The following is a 24,124-nucleotide window of genomic DNA, read 5'->3' as shown; positions in this document are numbered from 1 at the left end:
CGGCGCCGGTGGCACGCCCTGCGCGCATGCCCACTCACATCTTCTGGAGGTACCCCCATGTCCCGTCGTGACGGCGACGTCCTTTCCCTGACCGCGGCCCAGCGGGAGATCTGGCTCGCCGAGCAGAGCTCCCGGACTCCGATCCCCGGCTACCGCGTCGGCGAGTGCCTGGAGATCCACGGTCCGGTCGATCCGGAGCTGTTCGAGACCGCGCTGCGCCTGGTCGTGGACGAGGTCGACGCCCTGCACGTGACCTTCGCCGACGACGGTGACGGCCCGTGCCAGATCCTCCGCGAGACCTGGGAATGGGCGCCCGCGCACCTCGACTTCGGGTCGGAGCCCGATCCCCGGGCGGCGGCCCTGCGGTGGATGGAGAGGGACCTGGCCCGGCCCTTAAACCTCACCCGTGACCCGCTGTTCGGCCACGCGCTGATCCGGCTGTCACCGACGGAGTTCCTCTGGTACCTCAACTACCACCACCTGGTACTGGACGCGATCAGCAGCTCGATGGTCCGTCAGCGGGTCGGCGAGGTGTACTCGGCCCTGGCCGAGGACGGCGACGTACCGCCCTGCCCGTTCGGTTCCCTCCGCGACCTGGTCGACAGCGACGCGGAGTACCGTTCGTCCGACGACTTCGTCGCCGACCGCGCCTATTGGACCGGGCGCTTCGCCGATCTGCCCGCCCCGACCCGGCTCACCGACACCTCCGCGACCGACCCGCACCGGGCCCTGCGCCTGGCCGAGGAGCGGGAACTGCGGACCCCCGGGGCTCTGCGTGCCGCGGCCGGCCGGGCCGGTGTCCGGTGGTCCCGTGTGGTCGTCGCCGCGACGGCCCTCTACGCCCACCGGCTGAGCGGCGCCCAGGACGTGGTGCTCGCCCTCCCCGTCACCGCCCGCCGGGGCTCCGGGGGCAGCCTGCTGTCCGTGCCCGGCACCCTGTCCAACGTGGTGCCCCTGCGGCTGACCGTCCGCCCCGACATGCCCTGGGGCGAGCTCGTCGCCCAGGTGGCCCGGGAGGTCGAGTCGGCCGTCGCGCACGAGCGCTACCGCAGCGAGGACCTGCTGCGCGATCTCGGCGCACCCGGCGGCATCGGTACGGCGTTCCCGCTGATCGTCAACATCATGGCCTTCAACGCGAGGCCGAGCTTCGCGGGGCACCCCGCCTCGGTGCACCACTTCGTGTCGGGGTCGACCACCGACCTGGCCGTCTGGGTGTTCGACTACCGGGACGGCACCCCTCCGCTCCTCAGGCTGCACGGCGCGCCGGAGGCGTACGCCGACGCCGACCTCGCCGCCCACCAGGAACGGCTGCTCGCCCTCCTCGACGCCGTCGCGGAGTACGACCCGGACCGGGCGGTGGGCGGGATCGACCTGCTCACCGCCGAGGACCGGCGTGAGCTGGCGGTTCTCGGTACGGGTCCGGTGGCGGAACCGTTCGCCGGGAGCCTGCTGGAGTTGTTCCGGGCGCGGGTGGGTGAGTGTGCGGACGCGTGTGCGGTGGTGGCGGCGGACGGGGTGTTGTCGTTCGCGGAGTTGGAGGTGCGGGCGAATCGTCTGGCGCATGTGTTGATCGCTCGGGGTGCGGGGCCGGAGCGGTTGGTGGCGGTGGCGTTGCCGAGGTCGGCCGAGTTGGTGGTGGCGATTCTGGCGGTGCTGAAGACGGGTGCGGCGTATGTTCCGGTGGATCCGGAGTATCCGGTCGCGCGGATCGCGTATGTGCTGGAGGATGCGCGTCCGGTGCTGCTGGTGACGGATGTGCGTACGGGCGAGCGGTTGCCGGAGGCCCCGGTCGGACGGCTGCTGGTGGACGAGCCGGGGACGGTGGCCGTGGTGGCGGAGGGTCCGGTGGTGGACCCGGGGGTGTCGGTCGGTCCGGGCCATCCCGCGTACGTCATCTACACCTCGGGCTCCACGGGCACGCCCAAGGGCGTCGTCGCGACCCACGGCGGCCTGCTGAACCTGCTCGCCGACCACCGGCTGGTGCAGTTCGCACCGCTGCTGAAGGAGCGGGAGCGGCTGAGGGTGGCGCTGACCACCTCCGTCTCCTTCGACGCCTCCTGGAACCAGCTGATGGCCCCCTTCGCGGGCCACGAGCTGCACGTCCTGGACCACGCGACCTGGACCGACCCGGAGGCCTTCGCCGACTACGCGGCCTCCCACCGGCTCGACTACGTCGAGGCCACCCCCTCCTACCTCCAGGACCTCGTCTCCGGCGGGCTGCTGGACGGTCCACGTCACCGTCCCGCGCTGGTCGCGGCGGGCGGCGAGGCCGTACCCGAGCAGCTGTGGGAGCGGCTGCGGACCGCCGACGGGACAGCCTGCCTCAACTTCTACGGACCCTCCGAGTGCACCGTCAACTCGGTGGCCGCGCCCGTGGCGTCGAGCCCGCGCCCGGTCATCGGCCGTCCGGTCACCAACGCCCGGCTGCACGTGCTCGACGGCGCGCTGCGGCCCGTTCCCGCCGGGGTGGCGGGTGAGCTGTACATCGCGGGTGCGGGGCTGGCGCGCGGTTACCTGAACCGGCCGGGCCTGACCTCGGGACGGTTCGTGGCCGACCCGTTCGGCCCCGGCGGCTCACGGATGTACCGCACCGGCGACCTGGCGCGGTGGAACCCGGACGGGAACCTGGAATTCCTCGGCCGTACCGACGACCAGGTCAAGGTCCGCGGACACCGGATCGAACTCGGCGAGATCGAGGCGGTCCTCACCGACGACCCGCGGGTCGCGCGCGCCGCCGTCACGGTGCGCACCGAGGAGGATCCCCGGCTGGTCGCCTACGTCGTCCCCGCCGAGGGGCGGACCGCCACGGCGGACGGAGTGCGGGACCGGCTGCGCGAGCGGCTGCCCGCCTCCATGGTGCCGTCCGCCTTCGTGGTGCTGGACGCGCTGCCGCTGACCCCGAACGGCAAGCTCGACCGGCGCGCCCTCCCGGCCCCCGAGCCGCAGACCGCCGCACCGGGACGGGCTCCGCGCACCGCGGTCGAGCACCTGCTCCAGGGGCTGTTCACCGAAGTGCTGGGGGTCGCCGAAGCCGGACTGGACGAGAGCTTCTTCGATCTCGGCGGACACTCCCTGCTCGCCACCCGGCTGGTCGCCCGCGCCCGGTCGGTGCTGGGCGTGGAGCTGAGGCTGCACGACCTGTTCGACGCACCGACGGTGACCGGACTGGCTGCCGCGGTGGACGCCGCCGGCCGGGCGCGCCCGGCCCTGGGACGGCGCGAGCGGCCCGCGACGGTCCCGCTCTCCTCCGCGCAGCGCCGCCTCTGGTTCCTGCACCGGATGGAGGGCCCGAGCGCCACCTACAACATCCCGCTGACCCTCCGGCTCTCCGGAAGCCTCGATCTGCGCGCGCTGGAGGACGCCCTCGCGGACGTGACCGAGCGGCACGAGAGCCTGCGCACCGTCTTCCCGGTGGCCGACGGCGTGCCGTGGCAGCGGGTGCTCGACGCCGAGGCCGCACGACCGCGGCTGCGGATGACCGAGGTCGACGGACGCGAGCTCCCCGACAGGCTGGCCCGGGCGGCGCGGTGCGGCTTCGCACTCGCCGACGAGCCGCCGCTGCGCGCCGAACTGTTCCGCCTCGGCGCCGAGGAGCACGTCCTGCTGCTGGTGATGCACCACATCGCTGGTGACGGCTGGTCGACCGGGCCGCTCTCCCGGGACCTGACGACCGCCTACGCGGCCCGCAGCGGAGGAGCGAAGCCGCAGTGGTCGCCGCTCCCCGTCCAGTACGCCGACTACGCCCTCTGGCAGCGGGAGCTGCTGGGCGACGGCGCCGACCGGGAGAGTCTGCTCAGCGGCCAACTCGCCTACTGGCGGGAGCGCCTGGCGGGCCTTCCCGAACAGGTCGAGCTTCCCTTCGACCGGCCCCGGCCCGTGGCGACGACCTACCGGGGCGCCCAGCTGCCGGTGCGGATCGACGCCGAGCTTCACCGGGCGCTGCGCGGACTCGCCCGCGACGGCGGCGCCAGTCTCTTCATGGTGCTCCAGGCCGGTCTGGCCGCCCTGCTGGGCAAGCTCGGCGCCGGCAGCGACGTCCCCATCGGCACCCCGATCGCGGGGCGCACCGACGAGGCCCTGGACGACCTGGTCGGCTTCTTCGTCAACACCCTGGTGCTCCGCACCGACCTGTCCGGGGACCCCTCGTTCACCGAACTGCTGGGGCGGGTGCGCACCGGGGCGCTGGAAGCCTACGCGCACCAGGACCTGCCGTTCGAGCACCTGGTGGAGGCGCTGAACCCGAACCGGACGCTCGCCCACCACCCGCTGTTCCAGACCATGTTCACCCTCCAGAACGCGCCGTTCGGCACCTTCGACCTGCCGGGGATGCGGGTGGCGACCGACCTGGTCCCCACCGGGACGGCCAAGTGCGACCTGAACTTCGTCCTGGCCGGACAGCCGGACGGGGACGGGCTGTCGGGCGTGGTGGAGTACAGCACCGATCTGTTCGACGCGGCCACCGTCGCCGGGATCGTCGAGCGGTGGCAGCGGCTGCTGCGCGCCGTCGCCGCCGCCCCGGACCGGCGGATCGGCCAGGTGGACGTGGTCTCCGCCGACGAGCTCCGGGCCCTGCTGCCGGCCGGCCCCGACCGGCCCGTGGCGCTGCCGGAGAGCGGCCTGCCCGCGCTGTTCGAGCGGCAGGTCCGGGCGAACCCCGCCGCGATCGCCCTCAGCGACGGTGCGACGACCCTGACGTACGGCCGGTTGAACTCCCGCGCCAACCGGCTCGCGCACGCCCTGATCGCCCGCGGGGTGGGACCGGAGCAGTTGGTGGCGCTCGCTCTGCCCCGCTCGGCGGAGCTGGTCGTGGCGGTCCTCGCGGTGCTCAAGGCCGGTGCCGCCTACGTCCCCGTGGACCCGGAGTACCCTGCCGCCCGCATCGCCTACCTGCTCCAGGACACCCGGCCCGCGCTCCTCGTGACGACGAGCGCGACCGGGGAGCGGCTGGACGCCGAGGGCGTGGACCGGCTGCTGCTGGACACCGTCGATTTCGACGCGCAGCCGGACACGGACCCGGGGACCGCCGTCGACCCCGGCCACGCCGCCTACGTCATCCACACCTCCGGCTCCACCGGCAACCCCAAGGGCGTGGTGGTCCCGCACCGGAACGTGGTGCGCCTGTTCGACACCACGCGTGAGCTGTTCGGCTTCACCGCCGAGGACGTGTGGACCCTCTTCCACTCCTACGCCTTCGACTTCTCGGTGTGGGAGCTGTGGGGTCCGCTGCTGCACGGCGGACGCCTGGTGGTCGTGGACCACGAGACCAGCCGGTCGCCCGGCCGGTTCCTGGAACTGCTCGCCCGCGAGCGGGTGACGGTGCTCAACCAGACCCCGTCCGCCTTCTACCAGCTGACGCAGGCGGACGCGGAGGCGCCGGAGACCGGCCGCCGGCTCGCCCTGCGCACGGTGGTGTTCGGCGGCGAGGCGCTGGAGCACGGCCGGCTGTCGAGCTGGTACGAGAGGCACCCGGACGACGCGCCGCGACTGGTCAACATGTACGGCATCACCGAGACCACGGTGCACGTCACGTACGCGGCGCTCGACCAGTCCTCCGCCGCCGGACGGATCGGCACGGCCCTCCCGGACCTGCGGGCGTACGTCCTCGACGACGGCCTGCGGCCGGTGGCCCCGGGCGTGCCCGGTGAGCTGTACGTCGCGGGCCCGGGCCTGGCGCGCGGCTACCTGAACCGGCCCGGCCTGACCGCCGGCCGGTTCGTGGCGGACCCGTTCGGCCCGCCGGGATCGCGCATGTACCGCAGCGGCGACGTGGTGCGCCGCGCGGTGGACGGCGGCCTGCGCTACGTCGGCCGGGCGGACCAGCAGGTGAAGGTGCGCGGGTTCCGGATCGAACTCGGCGAGATCGAGGCGGCACTGGCCGCCTGCCCCGGTGTCGCGCAGGTCGCGGTCCTGGCCCGCCAGGACCGGACCGACGACACCCGGCTGGCCGCGTACGTGGTACCCGCCCGGGGCGCCGCGCCCGACGCCGCCGGGCTGCGCGGACAGCTGCGCGAGCGGCTGCCGGAGTACATGGTGCCGTCGGCGTTCGTCCTGCTGGACGCGCTGCCGCTGACCGCCAACGGCAAGCTGGACCACCGGGCCCTGCCCGCCCCGGACACCGGCCCGGCGGCCACCTCACGCGCCCCGCGCACCCCGCAGGAGCAGATCCTCTGCGAGCTGTTCGCGGAGGTGCTGGGGGTGGCGTCCGCCGGTGTGGAGGACGGATTCTTCGACCTGGGCGGACACTCCCTGCTGGCCACCCGGCTGGCCGCCCGCATTCGCGCCACCCTCGGCGTGGAGATGCCGCTGCGCACCCTGTTCGAGGCGCCGACCCCGGCGGGACTGGCCGCCGCCCTGGTCGCCGCCGGACCGGCGCAGACCGCCCTGGTGAAGCGCGAACGGCCCGGGACCGTCCCGCTGTCGTTCGCACAGCGACGGCTGTGGTTCCTCCACCAGCTGGAGGGAGCAGCCGCCAACTACCACATCTCCCTGGCCTGGCGGCTGACCGGTGACCTGGACCGGCGGGCACTGGAATCCGCGGTGGCGGACGTGATGGCCCGGCACGAGAGCCTGCGCACCGTCTTCCCGGCGGTGGACGGCGCGCCGCACCAGCGGGTGCTGGACGTGGCGGCGGCCCGCCCGCGGCTGCTCGTGGACCGGACCACCGAGGGCGGGCTGCCCGTCCTCATGGCGGAGACGAAGGACCGTCCGTTCGACCTGGCGACCGAGGTGCCCCTGCGCGTCTCGCTGTTCGAACTCGCTCCGGACCAGCACGTGTTCCAGGTGGTGCTCCACCACATCGCCGGCGACGGCTGGTCGCTGGGCCCGCTCACGCGGGGACTCACCGCCGCCTACGCGGCGCGCCGACGCGGCGAGGCGCCGCGGTGGGCGCCCCTGCCGGTGCAGTACGCCGACTACACCCTGTGGCAGCACGAACTGCTCGGCGACGCCGCCGACCGGGACAGCCTGTTCGCGGGACACGCGGACTACTGGGCCCGGCAGCTGGCAGATCTGCCGGAGTGCGTCCAGCTGCCCACCGACCGCCCCCGCCCGGCGATCGCCACCCACCGGGGCTCCTCCGTGAGCGCCGGGCTGGACGCCGAGCTGCACCGCGGTCTGCGCGAACTCGCCCGCGCGCACGGGACCAGTCTGTTCATGGTCCTCCAGGCGGCGCTGGCCGCACTGCTGAGCAAACTCGGCGCGGGCGACGACATTCCGGTCGGCAGCCCCGTCGCCGGACGGACCGACCAGGCGCAGGACGACCTGGTCGGCTACTTCGTCAACACCCTGGTGTTCCGCACCGACACCTCGGGCGACCCGACCTTCGCCGAGCTGCTGGGCCGGGTCCGGGACACGGCGCTGGCCGGGTACGCCCACCAGGACCTGCCGTTCGAGTACCTGGTCGAGGTCCTCAACCCGTCCCGGTCACTGGCCCACCACCCGCTGTTCCAGGTCATGCTGGTGCTGCAGAACGCGCCCCGGGCCGAGTTCGCCCCGGCCGGACTGCGCGTCGACGACCTGCCGTCGGCGTCGACCACGGCCAAGCTCGACCTGATCTTCACCCTCTCCGAGCGGTTCACGGAGGACGGCTCCCCGGACGGGATCGACGGGTCCGTCGAGTACACCACCGACCTGTACGACCCGGCCGCCGTCGAGACGATGACGGGGCGGCTGGAGCGACTGCTCCGCGCGGCGGTCGCCGATCCGCGACGCAGGCTCAGCGGCATCGATCTGCTCACGGCGGACGAGCACCGTCAGGTCGTGGCCCTGGGAACCGGTCCCGTTGCCGCGCCGCCCGGTGAGGGGCTGCTGGAGTTGTTCCGGGCTCGGGTGGGTGAGTGTGCGGACGCGTGTGCGGTGGTGGCGGCGGACGGGGTGTTGTCGTTCGCGGAGTTGGAGGTGCGGGCGAATCGTCTGGCGCATGTGTTGATCGCTCGGGGTGCGGGGCCGGAGCGGTTGGTGGCGGTGGCGTTGCCGAGGTCGGCCGAGTTGGTGGTGGCGATTCTGGCGGTGCTGAAGACGGGTGCGGCGTATGTTCCGGTGGATCCGGAGTATCCGGTCGCGCGGATCGCGTATGTGCTGGAGGATGCGCGTCCGGTGCTGCTGGTGACGGATGTGCGTACGGGCGAGCGGTTGCCGGAGGCCCCGGTCGGGCGGCTGCTGGTGGACGAGCCGGGGACGGTGGCCGTGGTGGCGGAGGGTCCGGTGGTGGACCCGGGGGTGTCGGTCGGTCGGGACCATCCCGCGTACGTCATCTACACCTCGGGCTCCACCGGCACGCCCAAGGGCGTCGTCGCGACCCACGGCGGCCTCCTCAACCTCCTCGCCAACCAGTGCCCCCTGGTCTTCCGCGCGAAGGAGCGGATGCGGATCGGGCTGACCACGTCCGTGTCCTTCGACGCCTCCCTCGACCAGCTGATCGCCCTCTTCGCGGGCCACGAGCTGCACGTCCTGGACGAGGCGACCAGGTCGGACCCGCGGGCCTACCTCGACTACGCCGCCCGGGCCGGACTGGACACTGTCGGCGGCACCCCGTCCTATCTGCAACTCCTCGTCGAGAACGGCTTGCTGGACCACCCCCGGTGGCGCCCCGCGCTGATCGGGCTCGGCGGTGAGACCGTCCCCGAGCAGCTGTGGGAGCGGCTGCGGACCGCCGACGGGGTGACCTCCCTGAACTACTACGGGCCGTCCGAGTGCACGGTGGACTCGGTCGTCGCCGCACTGGAATCCAGCCCGCACCAGGTGATCGGCCGGCCTCTCGCCGGTGTCCGGCTGTACGTGCTCGACGGCGCGTTGCGGCCCGTTCCCGCCGGGGTGGCGGGTGAGCTGTACATCGCGGGTGCGGGGCTGGCGCGCGGTTACCTGAACCGGCCGGGCCTGACCTCGGGGCGGTTCGTGGCCGACCCGTTCGGTGCGGGCGGTTCGCGGATGTACCGCACCGGCGACCTGGCGCGGTGGAACCCGGACGGGAACCTGGAATTCCTCGGCCGTACCGACGACCAGGTCAAGGTCCGCGGGTACCGGATCGAACTCGGCGAGATCGAGGCGGTCCTCACCGACCACCCGCGGGTCGCACGCGCCGCCGTGATCGTCCGCCAGGACCGGGCGCAGGACTCCCGGCTGGTCGCCTACCCGGTGCCTGTCACCGGTGCGGAGCTCCGGCCCGAGGAGCTGCGGGCTTACCTGCGCGAGCGGCTGCCCGACTACATGGTGCCGACCGCGTTCGTCTCCCTCGACACCCTGCCGCTGAACACCAGCGGCAAGGTGGACCGGCGTGCCCTGCCCGAGCCCGGGACCACCGCGACGCCGGCCGGACGGGCACCGCACACCCCGCAGGAGCAGGTGCTGGCCGGGCTGTTCGCCGAAGTGCTGGGCCTGCCCCGGGTCGGCGCCGACGACGACTTCTTCGACCTCGGCGGCCACTCCCTGCTCGCCACCCGGCTGGTGGCCAGGATCCGCGCGACGCTCGGCGTGGAACTGCCCCTGCGCACCCTCTTCCGTACCCCGACCGTGGCGGGACTGGCCGCCGGGCTGGGCGGCGCGGACCGGGCCCGGCTCGCCCTGGAGCGGAGCGAGCGGCCCGAGCGGGTACCGCTGTCGTCCGCTCAGCGCAGGCTCTGGTTCCTGCGCCAGCTGGAGGGCGCGGACTCGGTCTACAACATGCCGCTCGCCTGGCGGCTCTCGGGAACGCTCGACCTGGCGGCCCTCGAAGCGGCGCTGGGCGACCTCGCCGACCGCCACGAGACCCTGCGCACGGTCTTCCCGAGCGTGGACGGCGTGCCCCACCAGCAGGTGCTCGCCGCGGGGGAGGCGCGCCCCGAGGTTCCGGTCACCCGGACCGACGCGGCGGGCCTGCCCGGACTGCTGGCCGGGGCGGTGGCGCGCGGATTCGACATCGCGGCCGAACCGCCCCTGCGCGCCGAGGTGTTCGAGATCTCGGCCGACGAACACGTGCTGCTCCTGGTGATGCACCACATCGCCGGCGACGGCTGGTCGCTGGGCCCGCTCGCCGCCGACCTCGCCACCGCCTACGCGGCACGCCGCCACGGCGAGGCGCCCCGGTGGTCCCCGCTGCCGGTGAGTTACGCCGACTACACCCTCTGGCAGCAGCGGCTGCTCGGCGAACCGGCCGACCCGGAAAGCCTGTCGGCACGGCAGACGGCCTACTGGACCCGGACCCTCGCGGACCTGCCCGAGCAGATCCGGCTCCCCGCCGACCGGCACCGCCCCGCCACGCCCTCCCACGAAGGCGGCCACCTGGCGATCGAACTGGACGCCGAACTCCACGACGGGCTCATCCGGCTGGGCCGGCAGCACGGCGCCAGCGTGTACATGGTGCTGCAGGCCGCCCTGGCCTCGCTGCTGGAGAAGCTCGGCGCGGGCACGGACATCCCGGTCGGCAGCCTCATCGCCGGCCGGACCGACCAGGCGCTGGACGACCTCGTCGGGTTCTTCGTCAACACGCTGGTCCTCCGTACGGACACCAGCGGCGACCCGTCCTTCGCCGAACTGCTGGAGCGGGTCCGCGAGGGCGCGCTCGGCGCCTACGCCCACCAGGACCTGCCGTTCGACCATGTCGTCGAGGCCCTCAACCCGTCCCGTTCGCTCGCCCGCCAGCCGCTGTTCCAGGTGCTGCTCGCGCTGCAGAACGTGCCCCGCACCGAGTTCGCGCTCAGCGGTCTGGACACCGAGATCGTCCTGGTGCGGACGCCCACGACCATGTTCGACCTCGGCTTCCACCTGCTGGAGCGCGGCGGTACGGGCGCCCCCGAGGGCATTGTCGGCCGCGTCGAGTACAGCACCGACCTCTTCGACCGCGCCACGGTCGAGGCACTGGTCGCCCGGTGGCTGCGGCTGCTCGCGGCCGTGGTCGCCGAGCCGGAGCGTCCGCTGAGCCGGATCGACGTCCTCACCGCCGAGGAGCGCCGTGAGCTGCTGGTCGGCCGCAACGACACCGCCTGTGCGCTTCCCGACACCACCCTGCCCGCGCTCTTCGAGGAGCGGGTCCAAGAGACCCCGGACGCCCCGGCGGTGCTGTTCGAGGACACCGCGCTGACCTACCGCGAGCTGAACCGCCGGGCGAACCGCCTGGCCCACGCGCTGATCGCGCGCGGCGTCGGCCCGGAGGAAGTGGTCGCCCTGCGGCTGCCGCGTTCGGCCGAGCTGGTGGTCGCCGTCCTCGCGGTGCTCAAGACGGGTGCGGCGTACCTGCCGGTCGACCCGGACTACCCGGCCGCCCGCATCGACTACATGCTGCGGGACGCCCGTCCGGCCGTGGTGCTCGACGACCTCGCGGCCGTCACCCCCTCCGGCCCGCTGCCGGAGCACGATCCGGCCGTCCCGGCGGACGACCGGCACCCGGCCTACGTCATCTACACCTCCGGCTCCACCGGCCGGCCCAAGGCCGTGGTGATGCCCGCCGGCGGACTGCTCAACCTGCTGGCCTGGCACCACCGGGCCGTCGGCGGCGAACCCGGCACGCGCACCGCGCAGTTCACCGCGATCAGCTTCGACGTCTCGGCGCAGGAGATGCTCTCCGCACTGCTGTACGGCAAGACCCTGGTGGTGCCGACCGAGGAGCAGCGCCGCAGCGCCGAACTGTTCGCCCACTGGCTGGACCGGCACCGGGTCGAGGAGCTGTTCGCGCCGAACCTGGTGATCGAGGCGCTGGCCGAGGCCGCCGAGGAAGCCGCACTGGACCTGCCGCACCTGCGGCTGGTCGCCCAGGCCGGAGAGGCGATGCGGCTGGGAGGCGCCCTGCGCCGCCTCCAGGCCCGCAGGCCGGGCCGGGTCCTGCACAACCACTACGGGCCCGCCGAGACCCATGTGATCACCGCCTATCCGCTGCCGGCCGACGCCGCGGACTGCCCGCAGCCCGTGCCGATCGGCCGCCCGATCGCCAACTGCCGCGCGTACGTGCTGGACCGGGCCCTTCGGCCGGTGGCTCCCGGCGTGACGGGAGAGCTCTATCTCGCGGGCGCCGGACTGGCCCGCGGCTATCTGAACCGTCCCGGCCTGAGCGCCGGACGCTTCGTCGCCGACCCGTACGGCCCGGCGGGCACGCGGATGTACCGCACCGGCGACCTGGTGCGCCGGCGCGCCGACGGCGAGCTGGAATTCGCCGGCCGGGTCGACCACCAGATCAAGGTGCGCGGGTTCCGGATCGAGCCGGGCGAGATCGAAGCCCAGCTCACCGAGGCCCCGGGCGTCGCCCAGGTCGCGGTACTGGCCCGCGAGGACCGGCTCGTCGCCTGGGTCGTCCCCTCGGACGGGACCGGAACGACCGCGGGGGCCCTCGCGGCGCACCTGCGCGACCGGGTGCCCGAGTACATGGTGCCGTCGGCGTTCGTGCTGCTCGACGCGTTGCCGCTGACACCGAACGGCAAGCTCGACCGGGCGGCCCTGCCCGCCCCGGAGCCCGTCACTCCCGCGGGCGGCCGTGCTCCGCGCACGCCTCAGGAGCAGATCCTGTGCGAGCTGTTCGCCGAGGTGCTGGGCCTCGCCCGGGTCGGGGTCGACGAGGACTTCTTCGCGCTGGGCGGGCACTCCCTGCTCGCCACCCGGCTGGTCTCGCGGGTCCGGGCGACCCTCGGGGTCGAGGTCGAGCTGCGCGCCCTGTTCCGGAGCCCGACCCCCGCCGGGATGGCGGCCGGGCTGCACGGTGCCGCGACGGCGCGGCGGGCCCTGGTGCCCAGGCCCCGCCGTGAACCGATGCCGCTCTCCTTCGCGCAGCGGCGGCTCTGGTTCCTCCAGCAGTTCGGGGCGCCGAGCGCCACGTACCACATGCCGCTGGCCCTGCGGCTGACCGGCGACCTCGACCGGGCCGCGCTGGGCGCCGCGCTCGTGGACGTGATGGAACGGCACGAGACCCTGCGCACGGTCTTCCCGCACACGGGCGGAGTCCCGCACCAGCGGGTGCTCGACACCGCCGAGATCGCTCTCCCGCTGACCGTGCGCACCACGGGGGAGAAGGAAGTACGGGCCCTGCTCCGCGAGTCGGCGGTGCGCGACTTCGACCTGACCTCGCAGGTGCCGCTGCGGGCGGAGCTGTTCGCCGTCGCGCCGGACGAGCACGTGCTGCTGCTGGTCATGCACCACATCGTCGGGGACGGCTGGTCCATGGGCCCGCTCGCCCGCGACCTGGCCGCCGCCTACACCACCAGGCAGGCCGGCGAGGCGCCGTCCTGGCCGCCGCTGCCGGTGACGTACGGCGACTACACCCTGTGGCAGCACGAGATCCTGGGCGACGAGGACGACGCCGACAGCCTGTTCACCCGTCAGGTCGCCTACTGGAAGCAGGCGCTGGCCGGGCTGCCCGAGCAGCTCCGGCTCCCCGCCGACCGGCCCCGCCCGGCCGTCATGTCGTACGGGGGAGACCTGGCGGAGCTCCGGATCGACGCCGAACTGCACGGCCGGCTCCTGGAGTTGGCGCGGCGGTCGGGGGCCACCCTGTTCATGGTGCTGCAGGCGGCGTTGGCGGCGTTGTACACGCGGTTGGGTGCGGGTACGGACATCGCGATCGGGAGTCCGATCGCGGGGCGTACGGATGAGGCGTTGGACGATCTGGTCGGGTTCTTCGTCAATACGCTGGTGTTGCGGACGGACACGAGTGGTGATCCGAGCTTCGTCGAGCTGCTGGGGCGGGTGCGGGAGACGGCGCTGTCGGGGTACGCGCACCAGGACGTGCCGTTCGAGCATCTGGTGGAGGCGCTGAACCCGTCCCGCTCCCTCTCCCACCACCCGCTCTTCCAGACAGGGCTGGTCGTGCAGAACGCGCCGGGCGGCGACTTCGAGCTGCCCGGCCTCCAAGTCGCCGGGATGGCCGTGCTCACCGGGACGGCGCGGCTCGACCTGACCTTCGGGTTCGCGGAGGAGTACGGCTTCGACGGCGCCCCGGCCGGGCTCGGCGGTGCGGTCGAATACAGCACGGACCTCTTCGACCACCCGACGGTCGAGCTCCTGACCACCCGGCTGACCAGGTTGCTGGCCGCGGTCGCCGACGCGCCCGACCGGCCGATCGGCGGGATCGATGTGCTCTCCGCGGGGGAACGCGCCGAACTGCTGCCCGCCGTCCAGGACCCGGCCCCCGGGGCGAGCCTGCCCGAACTCTTCGCGGCGCAGGTGGCGCTGACGCCGGACGCGGTCGCGCTGGTGTGTGGTGCGCAGGAGTTGACGTACCGTCAGCTCGATGTGCGGGCGAACCGGTTCGCGCACGCGTTGCTCGCTCGGGGGGTGGGTCCCGAGCAGGTGGTGGCGGTGGCTCTGCCGAGGTCGGTGGAGTCGGTGGTGGCGGTGCTGGGTGTGCTGAAGGCGGGGGCTGCGTATCTGCCGGTGGACCCGGCCTATCCGCGGGCGCGGATCTCCTACATGCTGGCGGACGCCCGTCCGGCGGTGGTGGTCGACGATCCGGCGATGGTGGCCGGGGGCGACTGGCCGGACACCGATCCGGGTGTCGCGGTCGACGTGCGGCACCCGGCCTACGTGATCTACACCTCAGGCTCGACCGGCCGCCCCAAGGGCGTCGCGGTGAGCCACGCCGGTGTCCCGGGCCTGGTCGCCGCGCAGGCGGACCGGCTCGGTGTGAAGCCCGGCAGCCGGGTCCTCCAGTTCGCCTCGCCCAGCTTCGACGCGTCCTTCTGGGACCTGTGCTGCGCCCTGCTCAGCGGCGCCGCCCTCGTCCTGGCCCCGGCCGAGGCTCCACTGGAAGCCCTGACGGACCGCGGCCTCGCCGTCACCCACGTGACGCTGCCGCCGTCGGCGCTGGCCGCGCTGGACACCGCCGCGCTCACGGCCACCACCCTGGTGGTGGCGGGCGAGGCGTGCCCGCCGGAGCTGGTGGCGCGCTGGGCCCCCGGACGCCGGATGATCAACGCCTACGGCCCGACCGAGACGACCGTCTGCGCGACCATGAGCGACCCGCTCTCCCCGGCCGCGGACGGCGTCCCGCCGATCGGGCGACCGGTCGCGGGCTTCCGCGTGTACGTGCTGGACGAGCGGCTGCGCCTCGTGCCGCCGGGCGTGGAGGGGGAGTTGTACGTCGCCGGCCCGGGGCTGGCACGCGGCTACCTGAACCGGCCCGGCCTGACAGCGGGACGGTTCACCGCCTGCCCGTTCGGACCGCCCGGCGCGCGCATGTACCGCACCGGCGACCTGGTACGGCGCCGGGCCGACGGCGCACTCGAATACGTCGGCCGCGCCGACCAGCAGGTCAAGCTCCGCGGCTTCCGCGTCGAGCCCGGCGAGATCGAGGCCGCGCTGGCCGAACACCCCGCCGTCGCCCAGGCGGCCGTCGTGGCCCGGGACGACCGGCTCGTCGGCTATGTGGCGTCCCGCTCCCAGCCGGCCGTCCGCCCCGCGGAGCTGGCCGCGCATCTGCGCGAGCGGCTGCCGGACTATCTGGTGCCGTCCGTCTTCGTGGTGCTGGACGCACTGCCGTCGACGCCGAACGGGAAGCTGGACCGGGCGGCGCTGCCCGCCCCCGCATCGGCCCCCGAGGGCGGCGGGCGGATGCCGCGCACCCCGCAGGAGCAGATCCTCGCCGGGCTGTTCGCCGAGGTGCTGGACCTGCCGAAGGTCTCGGTCGACGACGACTTCTTCGCGCTGGGCGGGCACTCCCTGCTCGCCACCCGGCTGGTCGCCCGGGTGCGCTCGGTGCTCGGCGTGGAGCTCGGGCTGCGCGCGCTCTTCCAGGCGCCCACCGTGGCCGGTCTGGCCGAGGCACTGACCGGGGCCGGCCGGGCGCGCCCCGCCCTGGCCGCGTACGAGCGGCCCGGGACCGTGCCGCTCTCCTTCGCCCAGCGACGGCTCTGGTTCCTGCACCGCATGGACGCCGCCGCCGCGACCTACCACATCCCGTTGGCCCTGCGGCTGACCGGAACACTCGACCGCGCCGCGCTGGACAGGGCGCTCGACGACGTGGTGGCCCGGCACGAGAGCCTGCGGACGGTGTTCCCCGAAGTCGGCGGCGTACCGTGCCAGCACGTGCTCGACACCGCCGCGGTACGCCTCCCGGCCCGGCCCGTCGAGGTCACCCGGGCCGGACTGCCCGAGCGCCTCGCCGAGTCCGCCCGGCAGCCCTTCGACCTGGCGACCGAGCCGCCGCTGCGGGCGGAGCTGTTCGCCGTCGCGCCGGACGAGCACGTGCTGCTGCTGGTCATGCACCACATCGCCGCCGACGGCTGGTCCACCGGACCGCTCGCCCGCGACCTCGCCGAGGCGTACGCGGCCCGCTGCGAAGGGCGTACGGCGAACCGGGCGGCACTGCCGGTGAGTTACGCCGACTACACCCTGTGGCAGCGCGAGCTGCTCGGGGACCCCGCCGACCCGAAGAGCCGCTTCGCCGAGCAACTCGCCTACTGGAAGCGGCAGCTGTCCGGTCTGCCGGAGCTGCTCCAACTGCCCACCGACCGGCCGCGCCCCGCGGTCGCCGGCCGGCACGGAGACCACGTCGGCCTGGAGCTCGACGCCGAACTCCACACCTCTCTGGTGACATTGGCGCAGAAGACCGGAACGAGCCTGTTCATGGTGCTGCAGGCGGCGTTGGCGGCGTTGTACACGCGGTTGGGTGCGGGTACGGACATCGCGATCGGGAGTCCGATCGCGGGGCGTACGGATGAGGCGTTGGACGATCTGGTCGGGTTCTTCGTCAATACGCTGGTGTTGCGGACGGACACGAGTGGTGATCCGAGCTTCGTCGAGCTGCTGGGGCGGGTGCGGGAGACGGCGTTGTCGGGGTACGCGCACCAGGACGTGCCGTTCGAGCATCTGGTGGAGGCGCTGAACCCGTCCCGCTCCCTCTCCCACCACCCCCTGTTCCAGACCATCCTGGCCGTGCAGAACGCCCCCATGGGCCGGTTCGACCTGCCCGGCCTGGACGTCGCCACCTACGCGGTCGCGACCAGGACCGCCAAGTTCGACCTCGGTGTGAGCATGGTCGAGCGGTTCGGCCCGGACGGGAGCCCGGCCGGAATCGTCGGCGCGGTCGAGTACGCCACCGATCTCTTCGACCACGCGACGGTGGCCTCCCTGGTCCGGCGCTGGACGCTCCTGCTGGAGGCCGTCACCGCCGATCCGGAGCGGGCCGTCGGAGGCATCGACCTCCTCGACACCGGCGAGATCCACCGGCTGGTGGAGCAGGACAACGAGACCGCCCGGGAGGTGGACACCGTCCCGCTGCCTCAGGCCCTCGCGGCGCAGGTGGCGCTGACGCCGGACGCGGTCGCGCTGGTGTGTGGTGCGCAGGAGTTGACGTATCGTCAGCTCGATGTGCGGGCAAACCGGTTCGCGCATGCGTTGCTCGCTCGGGGGGTGGGTCCCGAGCAGGTGGTGGCGGTGGCTCTGCCGAGGTCGGTGGAGTCGGTGGTGGCGGTGCTGGGTGTGCTGAAGGCGGGGGCGGCGTATCTGCCGGTGGACCCGGCCTATCCGCGGGCGCGGATCTCCTACATGCTGGCGGACGCCCGTCCGGCGGTGGTGGTCGACGATCCGGCGACGGTGGCCGAGGGCGACTGGCCGGACACCGATCCAGGTGTCGCGGTGGACGTGCGGCACCCGGCCTACGTGATCTACACCTCCGGCTCGACCGGCCGCCCCAAGGGCGTCGTGGTCGGCCACGGCGGTGTGGCGAGCCTGGTCGCCGGACAGATCGAACGCTTCGCGATCGAACCCGGCAGCCGGGTCCTCCAGTTCGCCTCGCCCAGCTTCGACGCGTCGGTCTCGGAGATCTTCACCGCCCTGCTGTGCGGCGCGGCCCTCGTGCTGCCCCCCGCGGCCGAGCCACTCGCCGCACTGACCGATCCGGGCCTCGGCGTCACCCACGTGACGGTGCCCCCCTCGGTCCTCGCCGCCGTGCCGGACGGCGGGATCACCGCGTCGACGCTGGTGGTGGCGGGCGAGGCGTGCCCGCCGGAGCTGGTGGCGCGCTGGGCCCCCGGACGCCGGATGATCAACGCCTACGGCCCGACCGAGACGACCGTCTGCGCGACCATGAGCGACCCGCTCTCCCCGGCCGCGGACGGCGTCCCGCCGATCGGCCGGCCGATCCCCAACGCCCGCGTGTACGTCCTGGACGACCGGCTGAGGCCGGTGCCGGCGGGCGTCACGGGGGAGCTCTACGTCGCGGGCGCCGGTCTCGCCCGGGGCTACCTGAACCGGCCGGGCCTGACGGCCGGACGGTTCGTCGCCTGCCCCTTCGTACCGGGCGAGCGCATGTACCGCACCGGCGACCTGGTGCGCCGTCGCGGCGACGGCCAGCTGGAGTACGCCGGCCGTGCCGACGACCAGGTGAAGGTCCGCGGCTTCCGCGTCGAGCCCGGCGAGATCGAGGCCGCGCTGGCCGAACACCCCGCCGTCTCCCGGGCCGTGGTCCTCGCCCAGGACGACCGGCTCGTCGGCTACGTCGTCCCGCGCCAGGACGAGGCCCGCGACAGCGGACTGGAAGCGGACCACGTGGGCGAGTGGCAGGACATCTACGACGCCCTGCCCATCGCCCCCGACGAAGCGGCCTTCGGCCACAACTTCGTCGGCTGGAACAGCAGTTACGACACCAGCCCGATCCCGGTCGAGCAGATGCGGGAGTGGCGGGACGCCACCGTGGCCCGCATCCTGGCCCTGCGCCCGCGCCGGGTGCTGGAAGTCGGCGTCGGTACCGGCCTGCTGCTCTCGCAGGTCGCACCCCACTGCGAGACCTACTGGGCGACCGACTTCTCCGCCACCGCGATCGACGCCCTGACCGCCCAAGTGGCGGGGGAGGAACGGCTGACCGGCCGCGTGGTGCTGCAGACCCGCCCGGCGCACGACACCGACGGGCTGCCGGCCGGTGAGTTCGACACCATCGTCATCAACTCCGTCGTGCAGTACTTCCCTTCCGCCGACTACCTCGCCGACGTGATCGGCAAGCTGATGGGGCTGCTCGCCCCCGGCGGCGCGCTCTTCATCGGTGACGTCCGCAACCTGAGGCTGCTGCGGCCGATGGCCACCGCCGTCCAGCTGCACCGGACCGGCGACGGCACCGACCCGGCGGCCGTGCGCCGCGCGGTGGAGCAGGCCGTCAGGGTCGAGAAGGAACTCCTGGTCGACCCGGACTTCTTCGCCGAACTGCGCCACCACGGCACGGACATCGGCGCGGTCGCCGTGGAGGTCAAGCGGGGCCGGCACCACAACGAACTCTCCCGCTACCGCTACGACGTGACGCTGCACAAGTCCCCGGTCGCCCCGAAGGCCCCGGGCCGGTCCGACGAACTCGCGTGGGGGCGGCAGATCACCGACCAGGCAGAGCTGCGCGAACTGCTCGCCCGGCCGTCCGCCGAGACGCTGCGGATCACCGGGGTACCCAACCGCCGCGTGGTAAGGGAGGCCGCCCTGGCCGCGGCGGTGCAGGACGGGGACACACCGCTCGCGGAGCTGCTGGAGCGGCTGCGCGCCCCCGAGGACACCCCGGAGGAGAGCGGCCTCCCCGACCCGGAGGAGTTCCACGCCCTCGGGCGGGAGGCCGGCCGTAGGGTGGCCGTCACCTGGTCGTCGGCGCGGGCCGACGCCGTGGACGTCGTCTTCACCGACCCGCGGACGCTCGAAGGCTCCCCGGTCGAGGCCTACCGGCCTGCCGGTCCCACCGGCAGGGCGCTCTCCTCGCTGACCAACCGTCCGACCGGCGGCCGGGGCACCGGCGCCCTCCTCGGCGAACTCCGCGACTGGCTGCGCGGACGGCTGCCCGACTACCTGGTCCCGTCGGCGTTCGTGGCGCTGGACACCCTGCCGCTGACGGCCAACGGCAAGCTCGACCGTCGCGCACTGCCCGCACCCGACCTCGGCGCCGCCGTCACCGGGCGGGCCCCGCGCACCCCGCAGGAGCAGCTCCTCGCCGAACTGTTCGCCGAGGTGCTCGGGCTGGCACGGGTCGGGGTCGAGGACAGCTTCTTCGACCTGGGCGGACACTCGCTGCTGGCGACCCGCCTGGCCTCCAGGGTCCGTGCGACCCTCGGCGCGGAGCTGGAGGTCCGGACCCTGTTCGAGACCCCGACCGTGGCCGCACTGGCGGCCCGGCTGGACGGCGCCGGCGCGGCCCGGCCCGCGCTGACCGCCCGCCCCCGGCCCGAGCGGGTCGAGCTGTCCTTCGCCCAGCGCCGGCTGTGGTTCCTGCACCGGATGGACGGTCCGAGCGCCACCTACAACATGCCGCTCGCACTCAGCCTGACCGGCGACCTGGACCGCTCGGCCCTGCACACCGCGCTCGCGGACGTCATCGGCCGGCACGAGAGCCTGCGGACCGTCTTCCGCGAGACCGACGGAGTCCCGTACCAGGTAGTCCTGGACACCGAGCAGGCACACCCGGCGCTCCCGGTGGTCGAACTCGACGAGGCGTTGCTGGCGGAGCGGCTCGCGGAAGCGGCCGGGCGCGGGTTCGACCTGGCCGCGCAGCCGCCGGTCCGGGCCGAGCTGTACGCGCTCGCCCCCGACCGGCACGTCCTCCTGGTCGTGGTGCACCACATCGCCGCCGACGGCTGGTCGATGGGGCCGCTCTCCGGCGACCTCGCGAGGGCCTACGCGGCGCGCTGCCGTGGCGAGGAACCGCAGTGGTCCCCGCTGCCGGTGCAGTACGCCGACTACACCCGCTGGCAGCGCGACCTGCTCGGCGACGCGGACGACCCGGAGAGCCTGTTCGCCCGGCAACTCGCCTACTGGAAGGGCGAACTGGCGGGAATCCCGCAGCAGGTGCAGCTGCCCTCCGACCGGCCCCGGCCGCCGGTGGCCTCCCAGCGGGGCGACCGGGTCGTGGTCCGGGTCGACCCCGAGCTGCACCAAGCGCTGCGCGACCTGGCCACCGCACGCGGCGCCAGCATGTTCATGGTGCTGCAGGCGGGGCTCGCCGCCCTGCTCACCCGGCTCGGCGCCGGTACGGACATCCCCGTCGGCAGCCCGATCGCCGGCCGGACCGACCAGGCGCTCGACGATCTCGTCGGCTTCTTCGTCAACACCCTGGTCCTGCGCACCGACACCGGGGGCGACCCCGGATTCGCCGACCTGCTCGGCCGGGTGCGGCAGAAGGCGCTCACCGCCTACGACCACCAGGACGTGCCGTTCGAGTACCTCGTCGAGGTGGCCAACCCGGTGCGGTCGCTCGCCCACCACCCGCTGTTCCAGATCATGCTGGCCCTGCAGAACGCCCCCGTCGGCGCCTTCGCGCTGCCGGGGCTGGAGACCGGCCACGTGGCGGCCCCGACCGGGACCTCGCGGGTCGACCTGACGTTCAGCCTGGCCGAACAGTTCCGCCCGGACGGCGGCGCCGACGGTCTGGCCGGCGCCGTGGAGTACGCCACCGACCTCTTCGACGCGTCCACCGTGAAGGCGCTGTTCGCGCGCTGGGTCCGCCTGCTGCGCGCGGCGGTGGCCGACCCGGACCTCCCGATCAGCCGGATCGACCTCATGTCCGGCGAGGAACGCCACCGGCTGCTGTACGAGGTGAACGACACGGCCGCGGAGCTGCCGTCGGACTCGCTGCCGGCGCTCTTCGCCCGGCAGGCGCGGGCCACCCCGGACGCGGTCGCGGTCGTGGCGGGCGGCACCGAGCTGACCTACGCGGAACTCGACCTGCGGACGGACCGCCTGGCGAGGGCGCTGATCCGCCAGGGCGTGCGGGCCGAGACGCCGGTCGCGGTCCTGATGGACCGCTCGGCGGAGCTGGTCGTGGCGATGCTGGCGATCATCAAGGCCGGCGGCGCCTACGTACCGCTCGACTCGCGCTTCCCCTCCTCCCGGATCGACCTGATCCTGCGGGAGAGCGGAGCCGCCCTCGTCCTCACCGACGAGGTGCTCACCGCCCTGGTGCACTCCGAGGCCGACGGCCCCGGCGGGCTCGGAGCGGACTGCCGCGAGGACCGGTTGGCGTACATCATGTACACCTCCGGTTCGACCGGACGTCCGAAGGGCGTGGCCGTCACCCACCGGGACGTGGCGGGTCTCGCGCTGACCCCCGAATGGCGGGGCGGCGGCCACGAGCGGGTGCTGATGCACTCCCCGACCGCCTTCGACCTCTCGACCTACGAACTGTGGGTCCCGCTGCTCAACGGCGGCCGGGTCGTGGTCGCCCCGCCGGAGCGGCTCGACCTCGACCTGCTGCAGCACACGATCGCCACCCACGGCGTGACCGGGCTGTGGCTGACCGCCGGACTGTTCCGGCTGGTCGCCGAGGAGCGCCCCGGCCTGCTCGCCGGGGTGCGCGAGGTGTGGACCGGCGGCGACGTGGTCTCCCCGGCCGCCGCAGCCCGCGTCCGGGCGGCCTGCCCCGCCATCCAGGTGGTCAACGGCTACGGGCCCACCGAGGCCACCACCCTGGCCACCTGCCACCCGGTGCGCGAGCTCGCCGAGAACGCCGCCACCGTCCCGATCGGCGCACCGATGGCGAACATGCGCGCCTATGTCCTCGACGACCGGCTGCGGCCGGTGCCGACGGGCATGGTCGGTGAGCTGTACCTCGCGGGAACGGGCGTGGCCCGCGGCTACTTCGGCCGGCCCGGCCTCACGGCGGAGCGCTTCACCGCCGACCCGTACGGTCCGGCCGGGAGCCGCATGTACCGCACCGGCGACCTCGCCTGGTGGCTGCCCGACGGCACGCTGGAGTTCGCCGGACGCGTCGACCACCAGGTCAAGCTGCGCGGTCTGCGGATCGAACCCGGAGAGATCGAAGCCGTCCTCGCGGGCTGCCCCGGTGTCGCCCAGGCGGCCGTGGTCGCCCGTGAGGACCGGCCGGGGGACAAGCGGCTGGTCGCCTATCTGGTGGCCGCGCCGGAGGGCGCGCCCGAGCAGGCCGAGCTGTCCGGCCGGGTGCGCCGCGAACTCCCCGACTACATGGTTCCGGCGGCCTTCGTCACCGTTCCGGCGCTGCCGCTGACCGCCAACGGCAAGCTCGACCGGGCCGCGCTGCCCGCCCCCGACTACGGGGCGTCGGACGGAGGCCGCGGTCCGAGGACGCCGCAGGAACAGCTGCTGTGCGGGCTCTTCGCCGAAGTCCTCGGCCGGGAGCAGGTCGGCATCGACGACGGCTTCTTCGACCTGGGCGGCCACTCGCTGCTGGCCGCCCGGCTGGCCTCCCGGGTCCGCGAGACCCTCGGCCTGGAGCTGGGCCTGCGCCTGCTGTTCGAGGCGCCGACCGTGGCGGGGCTCACCGAACGCCTGGCGATGAACGATCCGGACGACGCGCTGGACGTGCTGCTGCCCCTGCGTCCGACCGGGACGGAGACACCGCTGTTCTGCGTCCATCCCGGCGGCGGCATCAGTTGGTCGTACAGCGGACTGCTGAACCACCTCGGTCCGCAGCACCCGGTGTACGCGCTGCAGGCGCGCGGCCTCGGCCGGCCGGAGCCGCTGCCCACGTCCTACGAGGAGATGGCGTCCGACTACGCCGACCACGTCCAGAAGATCCAGCCGGAGGGACCGTACCTGCTGCTCGGCTGGTCGGCGGGCGGGCTGATCGCCCACGCGCTCGCCTGCGAACTGCAGGCGCGGGGCGAGCGGACCGCACTGCTGGCCGTCCTCGACGCGTACCCCGTGAAGGACGTGCGCTTCGAGGAGGAGCCGGTGCCCACCGTGCGGGACGTGCTCGTCGGCGTGCTCGACGTCGACCCGGACGAACTGGGCGACCGGGAGATCACCTACGCCGAGGTCGCCGAGGTGCTGAACAGGCGGGGCAGCGCCCTGGCCGGGCTGAACGAGCGGCAGGTCGAGGTGATCGTCCAGATCATGATCAACAACGCGAAGCTGGCGGTCGACTTCGTCCCCGGCAGGTACGACGGCGACCTGCTGCTCTTCAACTCCACCATCGGCCGGGGCGACGACGACGCCGGCCCGGAGGTCTGGCGCCCGTACATCGAGGGCCGGATCGCATCGCACGAGGTCACCACCCGGCACGACCAGATGACCCAGGCGGGTTCCCTGGCCCAGATCGGACCGGTCCTGGCCGCCAGGATCGCCGAGGCCACCCGGGACACCGCCCTCGCCGGGGACTCCGGAGATACGCCGGACACCGGAGCTGCCCCGGATTCCGGAGACACCGCGGACACCGGAACCGCCACGGGTGCCGGAGCCACCAAAACCCGCTGAACCACCGGACACACCGGTGATACCACCCCTTCCCACG

General features: G+C 73.8%; 1 protein-coding gene. It reads left to right on the top strand.

Annotated features, from left to right (window positions below; genetic code table 11):
• Window positions 1-57 precede the first annotated feature (57 nt).
• Complete coding sequence (locus ACFWEE_RS07055) at window positions 58-24,087, top strand: non-ribosomal peptide synthase/polyketide synthase (RefSeq protein ID WP_386887112.1); 24,030 nt, start codon at window positions 58-60, stop codon at window positions 24,085-24,087.
• Window positions 24,088-24,124 lie beyond the last annotated feature (37 nt).

Source organism: Streptomyces sp. NPDC060184 (assembly GCF_042728795.1).
Classification (GTDB): Bacteria; Actinomycetota; Actinomycetes; order Streptomycetales; family Streptomycetaceae; genus Streptomyces.
Note: the sequence above shows the minus strand (reverse complement) of the source record. Positions and strands in the feature narration are given on the sequence as shown.